Below are 6111 nucleotides of genomic sequence, written 5' to 3'. Positions count from 1 at the left end.
GGCTGCGGCGCGCCCGACGACAGGCCCGGCCACGCGCGTGAGGCCACGGTCGTCGAGGACGAACTCAGCGGCATACACCTCTTTGCGTCTGGCGTCCGTCGCGACGAGAAGGCGGCCGCGGTGGCCACCCAGCCACGACTCGTGCGCGAGGGCGTCGAGGCTGCACAGGCCGTGGACCGGCACGCCGAGGGCGAAGGCGAACGTCCGCCCGGAGACGATCCCGACCCGCAGGCCGGTGAACGGTCCTGGACCGATCCCGACGACGACCTCGGTTACGTCGGAGGGGCCGGCGCCTGCTTGGGCGAGCGCTGCCTGAAGGTTCGGGGCGAGATGCTCCGCGTGGGCCCGCGCATCGAGCGTCGTCTGCTCGGCCACCACCGCGCCGCCATCGTGCAGGGCAACGCTGATGGCGGTCGTGGACGTGTCGATGGCGAGCAGGAGCACGGGCGTCAGGCTATCTGTCCGACGGTCGAGCCCCGAACGGCGAGCTCGTCAGCTCCTGGCGGCAGGCGTCGGTGGCTGCACCGACGGCTGTTCCGGCGCGGGCGTCTCCCGGCCGGTGGCGCCGGCCACGAGGAGGATCGCCGCCAGCAGTGCGAGTGGAATGACGACGACGCCCGTCGACGTGCCAAGGAGGTCTCGTAGGGGCGCGCCTTCTCGACGCGATCCCGGGAGGAGCTCCAGCACGAGGAGCACCACGGGCACGGCAGCGACCGCCATCAGCAGCTCACCGGCACGGGTGGCGTACCGCTGCCCGACGACCGCGATCGGCAGGGCGAGGACAAGCGCGATGACTGGGATGGTCGGAGCCTCGACGTCGACGAAGATCGTGACCACCGCCCAGACCGCGAAGGTCGCGACTCCGGCGACCAGGACCTTGAGGGCCAGCGACGGGGACCGGCTGGCAAGGACGGTCAGGCCGACCACGGGGAGCACGACGGCGGCTGTGACCAGCACCGCTGGCCACAGGTCCATGTCTTCCCACGCGTAGCCGAGCGCGAAGAGCAGCCCGCCGACGACGAACAGCGCTGTGAGGACCAGGGCGGTCCTGCGAAGGATGGTTGTGAGCGACATGGCCACCACCTACCTTTCGACATCTTCACTCTCGTGCCGGCGCCGCAGCGGCGACAGTGCCGAAGGGCCTGCCTTCTCGTGGCGTTCGTCTAACGACCCGTCAAGATCCGGCGAGCTACGCCCCCATGCCGGAGGACACCGGGTAGCCCACAGAGCGGCCGGGTTTGGGGCAGAAGTGCGAACGCCGCCCCTGCTGGTGACTGCCGAAGCTACCCTCGATCAGGTCGACAACAAGGGCGCTCGCCGGCGGCTGGTCGATCGATCTGTTGGCTCAAGCAAGAATGGTGGGCGATACGTTGCGGAGACCCAACATCCCCACTTCACTACGACGCCCATTCGTTCTCGCGACGATGCTCGTCGTCGTACTGGGAGCGGCTCTCGCCTGGCGGACTGGTTTCCTTTTCCCGGACCCCAACGGACAGGCAATGGCGATCCCAGACAACCCGCCGCGGACAAACAGCCCACCGCCGCTGGCCAACCTGCCTGGCCCGACTGTGACCGGGGCACGATACGTGACCGCCGTGAGCGCTGATGGTCGCTTCTTCGTCGATCAGCAGGGTGAGCCGATCCTCGTGCGGGGCGACTCTCCGTGGTCACTCATGGTGGACGTCTCCCCCCAGGACGCCGAGCGATATTTCGCCACGCGCTCGGCTCAGGGTTTCAACGCGGCCCTGGTCTCGCTCATCGGCTCGACCGCCAACGGAGGGCCGTCCGACGACGGCGCAACCTACGACGGGCTGCTTCCCTTCGTTTCCAGCGACGTCCTGGCATGGAACGATGACTACTGGCAACGCGTGCACAGCTACCTGGTCAAAGCCGCGAATCACGGGATCACCGTCTTCCTGTACCCGATCGACGGCTGGACGATTGGCAACTCGTTTGTCCCCGCGAGCATTTCCACCTGTCACGAATACGGAATGAGGGTTGCCAGATACTTCGCTGGGCTGCCCAACATCGTGTGGATGACAGGTGGCGACTACTTCCCAGCAACGGAGGACCTGGCCGCCGGTAGCGAGGTGGACCACTGTCTGGACGCAGCACTGCGGGGGATCCGCGACGCCGGCAACACCCGGCCCTTTTCCATACAGTTGAACTACGAGCGTTCCTGGTCGACCCAGAACCCGTTTTGGGCACCTCGCGTCGACTGGAACTTCGTGTACACCTACCACCCCACCTACGAGGCAGTGCTCAAGGCCTACCGGGCCCAGCCAGCGCGACCGGCGCTGTTCGGCGAAGGCAACTACGAGGGAGAGAACAACCAGCCGGGCCCCCCTACGACGGCCGAGACGCTTCGACGACAGGTGCTCTGGGCACTGACCTCCGGCTCGCCCGGGGACATCTTCGGCACCGACGACTGGGAGTTCCTACCGGGATGGCAGGGCCGGCTCGACTCGGAGTCCATCCGTCAGATCTCCCGCCTCCGCGCCCTGGTCGGCGCACTCCCTTGGTGGCGACTGGTGCCGGATGACAGTGAGCCGATCGTGACCGCTGGTCGAGGCGAGCAGGTGACGGATGACACGTTCCGGGACGTCCTTGACAGCGACTACGTGACGGCATCGAGCACTCCGGATGGGACGACCACCCTGGTGTACGTGCCGACGTCACGGGAGATCACCGTCGACACGAGTCGGTTCGCCAGGCAAGCCAAGGCCTCTTGGATCGACCCGACCACCGGCGATCGGCTGCCAGCCCGGCTCGCAACTCACATGAACACACCGGAACGCAACTCTGGGGGCGACACCGACTGGCTGCTCCTGGTTCAGTCCCCCTGAGGGGTACGGCATACGGGCGAGCGGTTCGCGTCGGCGGAGGTCAGGCGTCGAGGAGCAGCGACTCCACGAGGTTCTCCCAGCGGGCGCCCACGGGGTCGAGACGGGCCGTGCGGACCTCCTCGCCGGTGAGGGTGATCCCCAGCCGGTCGGAGGAGAGCTGTTCGGCGAGGCCCGCTCCCCACTCGATGATCGTGACGCTCGCGTCGAGGTCGGCGTCAAGGTCGAGGTCATCGAGCTCCATCGCGCTGCCCAGACGGTAGGCGTCGACGTGGACGAGCGCGGGCCCACCGACGAGCGACGGGTGCACGCGCGCGATGACGAAGGTGGGCGACGTGATCGGTCCGCGCACGCCCAGGCCCTCGGCGATGCCTTGGGTCAGGGTCGTCTTGCCTGCCCCGAGGTCGCCGGTGAGCACGACGAGGTCGCCGGCGCGAAGCAGCCGCCCCAAGCGGGCACCGAAGGCCTGCGTGTCCTCGCGCGTGGGAAGTGTGGCCTCACGTTCCACTGCGGCTCTCTTCCCGGGCCGTCGCAGCACGCTGCGCCCGGCGCAGCCTTGCCAGGGCACGTGCCCGCTCGGCCCTCACCAGCTCATCGGCCTCACGCTCGATGCGGCGCTGGCGCCGGCTCTTCGCCACGTCAGTGACGATTCGGCGCACGCGCGGCTGGCGGGACACCTCGATGTCCTCCTCCCGGGCCCGCGTGCCCTGCTCCGCCAGCTCGAGCAGGTGGGCGCTGAGCAGATCGGGGTGCTCGAGCATGATGATGTGCCCGGCGTCATTGACGACGATGTGCTCGGCCCCAGGGATGCCCTCGACGATGAGCTCGCTGTGCTCGGGCGGGGTGAGAACGTCCTGCTTGCCGTTGAACACCAGCGTGACGGTGTCCTTGAACTCGGCCAGCGCCGGCCGCTTGTCGAACCCGTCGAAGATGAGCAGGAAGTCCCTGATGACGTCGGGTGGCGTGGTCATGAGCATGTCGGCCGTGTGTCGGACGACCGAGCGGGGCACGGGAGAGGCGAAGGAGTTCTGCTCGACGAGCAGCTCCTCGAGGTCACGTCCGAGGCGGCGGAGGCGGAGCATCAGCTCCGGCCGGTCGCCGAGCGGCCCGAGGACCGAGGGGCCGAGGCGTTCGAGCAGCAGCCGCCCGAACGTCGCGCTCCGGCCGCCGTTGGCCAGGATGAGGCCGCCGGCGCTGGTACCGATGAAGGCCGCGCCCGCGACCCGCTCGCGGACGAAGTCGGGATGCCGCTCGCCAAGGGCAAGCATCGACATACCGCCCATGGAGTGGCCAGCGAGGATGAGGTGGCCGGTGGGGGCCACCTCGTCGATGACCTGCTTGAGGTCGTCGCCGAGCTGGTCCATGACGTACGACGTCGGGTCGCCTCGGCCGGACTGGCCGTGACCTCGGTGGTCCCAGCTGACGACTCGGTAGCCGGCCGCCTTGAGGGCACGCCGTTGGTACACCCAGGACCGCAGGCTCAGGCAGTAGCCGTGGCTCAGCACGATGGTCGGGAGCCGAGCGGGATCATCTCCGCTCGTCAGGCCCTTCGCCGCGGCCGCGGCCGCCTCGGGGGCCGGCAGGTCTATCTCGACGTGGAGGGCAACGCCGTCCTTCGTCAGAACCATGCGGTCCTCGTCTGGGGTGATCTCGAGCTGCTCCGTGGTCTCGAGAGCGTCCAGCGCGGCTCGGTGTCGGCCGGCACGGTCGGCGGCGATTCCCGCGGCGACGCCCGCCGCGACGCCGGCAGCGCCGAGCACGATCCCGAGAATCGGGTTGGGCCGGCGGTCGCTCATGCCTCCACCCCACCCTCTGTCTCGTCCTCTGAACCACCGCGCCATAGCCGGGGCACTCGCGCGCCGATCCGCGACACGATCTCGTAGCTGATGGTGTCCGTGGCGTCGGCCCAGTCCTGCGCGGTCGGCTCGTCGGGGCCCGCTCCGAAGAGGGTCACGACGTCGCCGGCGACAGCCGAGCCCTGCGGACCCAGATCGACGACGAACTGGTCCATGCACACGCGCCCGGCGATGGTCGACCGGTAGTCGCCGATGCGGACCGGCCCGACATTGGTCGCGTTGCGAGGGATGCCGTCGGCGTAACCGAGGGGAACCAGTGCGATCGACGTGTCGACCTCGGGGCGGTAGACGTGGCCGTAGCTGATGCCCTGCCCGGCCGGCACCCGCTTGACGAGGGCGAGTCGGGCCCGGAGGGTCATGACCGGTCGCAGGTCGAAGTCGTCCGCCACCTGTGGGACCGGCGACAAGCCGTAGATGGCGATCCCCGGCCGGACGAGGTCGGCGTGAGCCGATGGGTGGACGAGCGTCGCTGCCGAGTTCGCGAGGTGCCGGACCTCGGGACGGAGGCCGACCTTCTCCGCGAGCGCGACGGCTTCGAAGAAGGTGTCCTGCTGGGTGAGCACCGTCGGGTGCTCGGGGGCGTCGGCGAACGCGAAGTGCGTCCAGATTCCGACGACGGAGATCACCCCCTCTGCCTCGAGGAGCCGGGCGTGGTCGAGCAGGGCGGGCCAGTCGGTTCCGTAGGCTCCGCCGCGGCCCAGTCCGGTGTCGACCTTGAGGTGGACACGGGCGGTGCGGCCCTGCTGGCGCGCGGTGGCGGCGATCGCATAGAGGGTCCACGTCGCGGAGGCGGAGAGGTCGATGTCCCGGCGCACCGCTCCTGCGAAGTCGCTGCCCGGGACGCTCAGCCAGGTGAGCAGCCGGGTCGTGATGCCCGCATCGCGGAGTGCGAACGCCTCGGCGAACTGCGCGACGCCGAGCCAGCCGGCGCCCGCGCGAACCGCGGCACGTGCGACGGGAAGGAGCCCGTGTCCATAGGCGTCGGCCTTGACGACCGCCATCAGGTCCGACTTCGGGGCCCGAGCGCGCAGCGTCCGAACGTTGTGCTCCAGCGCGTCGAGGTCGATCTCGGCCCACACGGTGAGTCCAGCGGTCGGGTCAATGGCGTTCATCGCTGGGCATCCTCGCACGTCCGGCTCCAAAGGGCAGACTCGCCCCACCCCTCACCCACGAGCCTCCCTCCATGATCGAGTGAACAGCTTTGGGGGTGGTGGGGCCGCAGAAGTTGTCCACTCGATCGGGTGCGCGGGGGTGCGTCAGCGGCGGAGGAGGTCGCGGATCGTCGGGCGGAGCGCCTCGGCGACCGCGAGTGCTCGCAGCGGCCCTCCCCCGGACGCGCGGTCGGCCGCAACGCCGTGGACGAGTGCTGCGAGCGACCCAGCGTCGAGCGGGTCCAGGCCGGCTGCGAGCAG

Annotated in this window: 6 protein-coding genes; 1 reads left to right on the top strand and 5 read right to left on the bottom strand. The window is 69.5% G+C overall.

All coding sequences use genetic code 11. The features are described from left to right. Nucleotides 1-444 (bottom strand): tRNA (adenosine(37)-N6)-threonylcarbamoyltransferase complex dimerization subunit type 1 TsaB (gene tsaB, locus VIR15_RS20305; RefSeq protein ID WP_331931153.1); only part of this gene is annotated, 444 nt, incomplete at its 3' end. A 48-nt stretch (nucleotides 445-492) separates the two neighbouring features. Further along, complete coding sequence (locus tag VIR15_RS20300) at nucleotides 493-1074, bottom strand: hypothetical protein (protein WP_331931151.1); 582 nt, start codon at nucleotides 1072-1074, stop codon at nucleotides 493-495. Between the two features lie 521 nt (nucleotides 1075-1595). On the opposite strand from VIR15_RS20300, the gene VIR15_RS20295 reads away from it, so the two are divergent. Further along, nucleotides 1596-2846, top strand: a complete 1251-nt coding sequence (locus tag VIR15_RS20295; RefSeq protein ID WP_331931149.1) for an apiosidase-like domain-containing protein — start codon at nucleotides 1596-1598, stop codon at nucleotides 2844-2846. 40 nt (nucleotides 2847-2886) lie between these two features. On the opposite strand, the gene tsaE is transcribed toward VIR15_RS20295, so the two are convergent. Genes tsaE through alr form a run of 3 tightly spaced genes read right to left on the bottom strand, consistent with a single transcriptional unit; the run spans nucleotide 2887 to nucleotide 5811 of the window. Beyond that, entirely contained in the window at nucleotides 2887-3351 is a 465-nt protein-coding gene (gene tsaE, locus VIR15_RS20290) for a tRNA (adenosine(37)-N6)-threonylcarbamoyltransferase complex ATPase subunit type 1 TsaE (protein WP_331931147.1), read from the bottom strand. Continuing rightward, a complete protein-coding gene (locus VIR15_RS20285; RefSeq protein ID WP_331931145.1) occupies nucleotides 3341-4639 on the bottom strand; it encodes an alpha/beta fold hydrolase in 1299 nt (432 codons plus the stop codon). Before VIR15_RS20285 ends, tsaE begins: the two co-directional genes overlap by 11 nt. Then, the gene (gene alr / locus VIR15_RS20280; RefSeq protein WP_331931143.1) at nucleotides 4636-5811 is read right to left on the bottom strand and encodes an alanine racemase; all 1176 of its coding nucleotides are present in this window, start codon (nucleotides 5809-5811) and stop codon (nucleotides 4636-4638) included. Before alr ends, VIR15_RS20285 begins: the two co-directional genes overlap by 4 nt. Nucleotides 5812-6111: the final 300 nt, after the last annotated feature.

It is taken from the genome of Intrasporangium sp. (assembly GCF_036566125.1).
Taxonomy (GTDB): domain Bacteria; phylum Actinomycetota; class Actinomycetes; order Actinomycetales; family Dermatophilaceae; genus Intrasporangium.
The sequence above is the reverse complement of the archived record's forward strand: the minus strand, read 5'-3'. Positions and strand labels throughout refer to the sequence as shown.

Coding starts and splice junctions, on each gene's coding strand:
- VIR15_RS20300 (WP_331931151.1), bottom strand. CDS start 1,074: ATGTCGCTCACAACCATCCTTCGCAGGACCGCCCTGGTCCTCACAGCG.
- VIR15_RS20285 (WP_331931145.1), bottom strand. CDS start 4,639: ATGAGCGACCGCCGGCCCAACCCGATTCTCGGGATCGTGCTCGGCGCT.
- alr (WP_331931143.1), bottom strand. CDS start 5,811: ATGAACGCCATTGACCCGACCGCTGGACTCACCGTGTGGGCCGAGATC.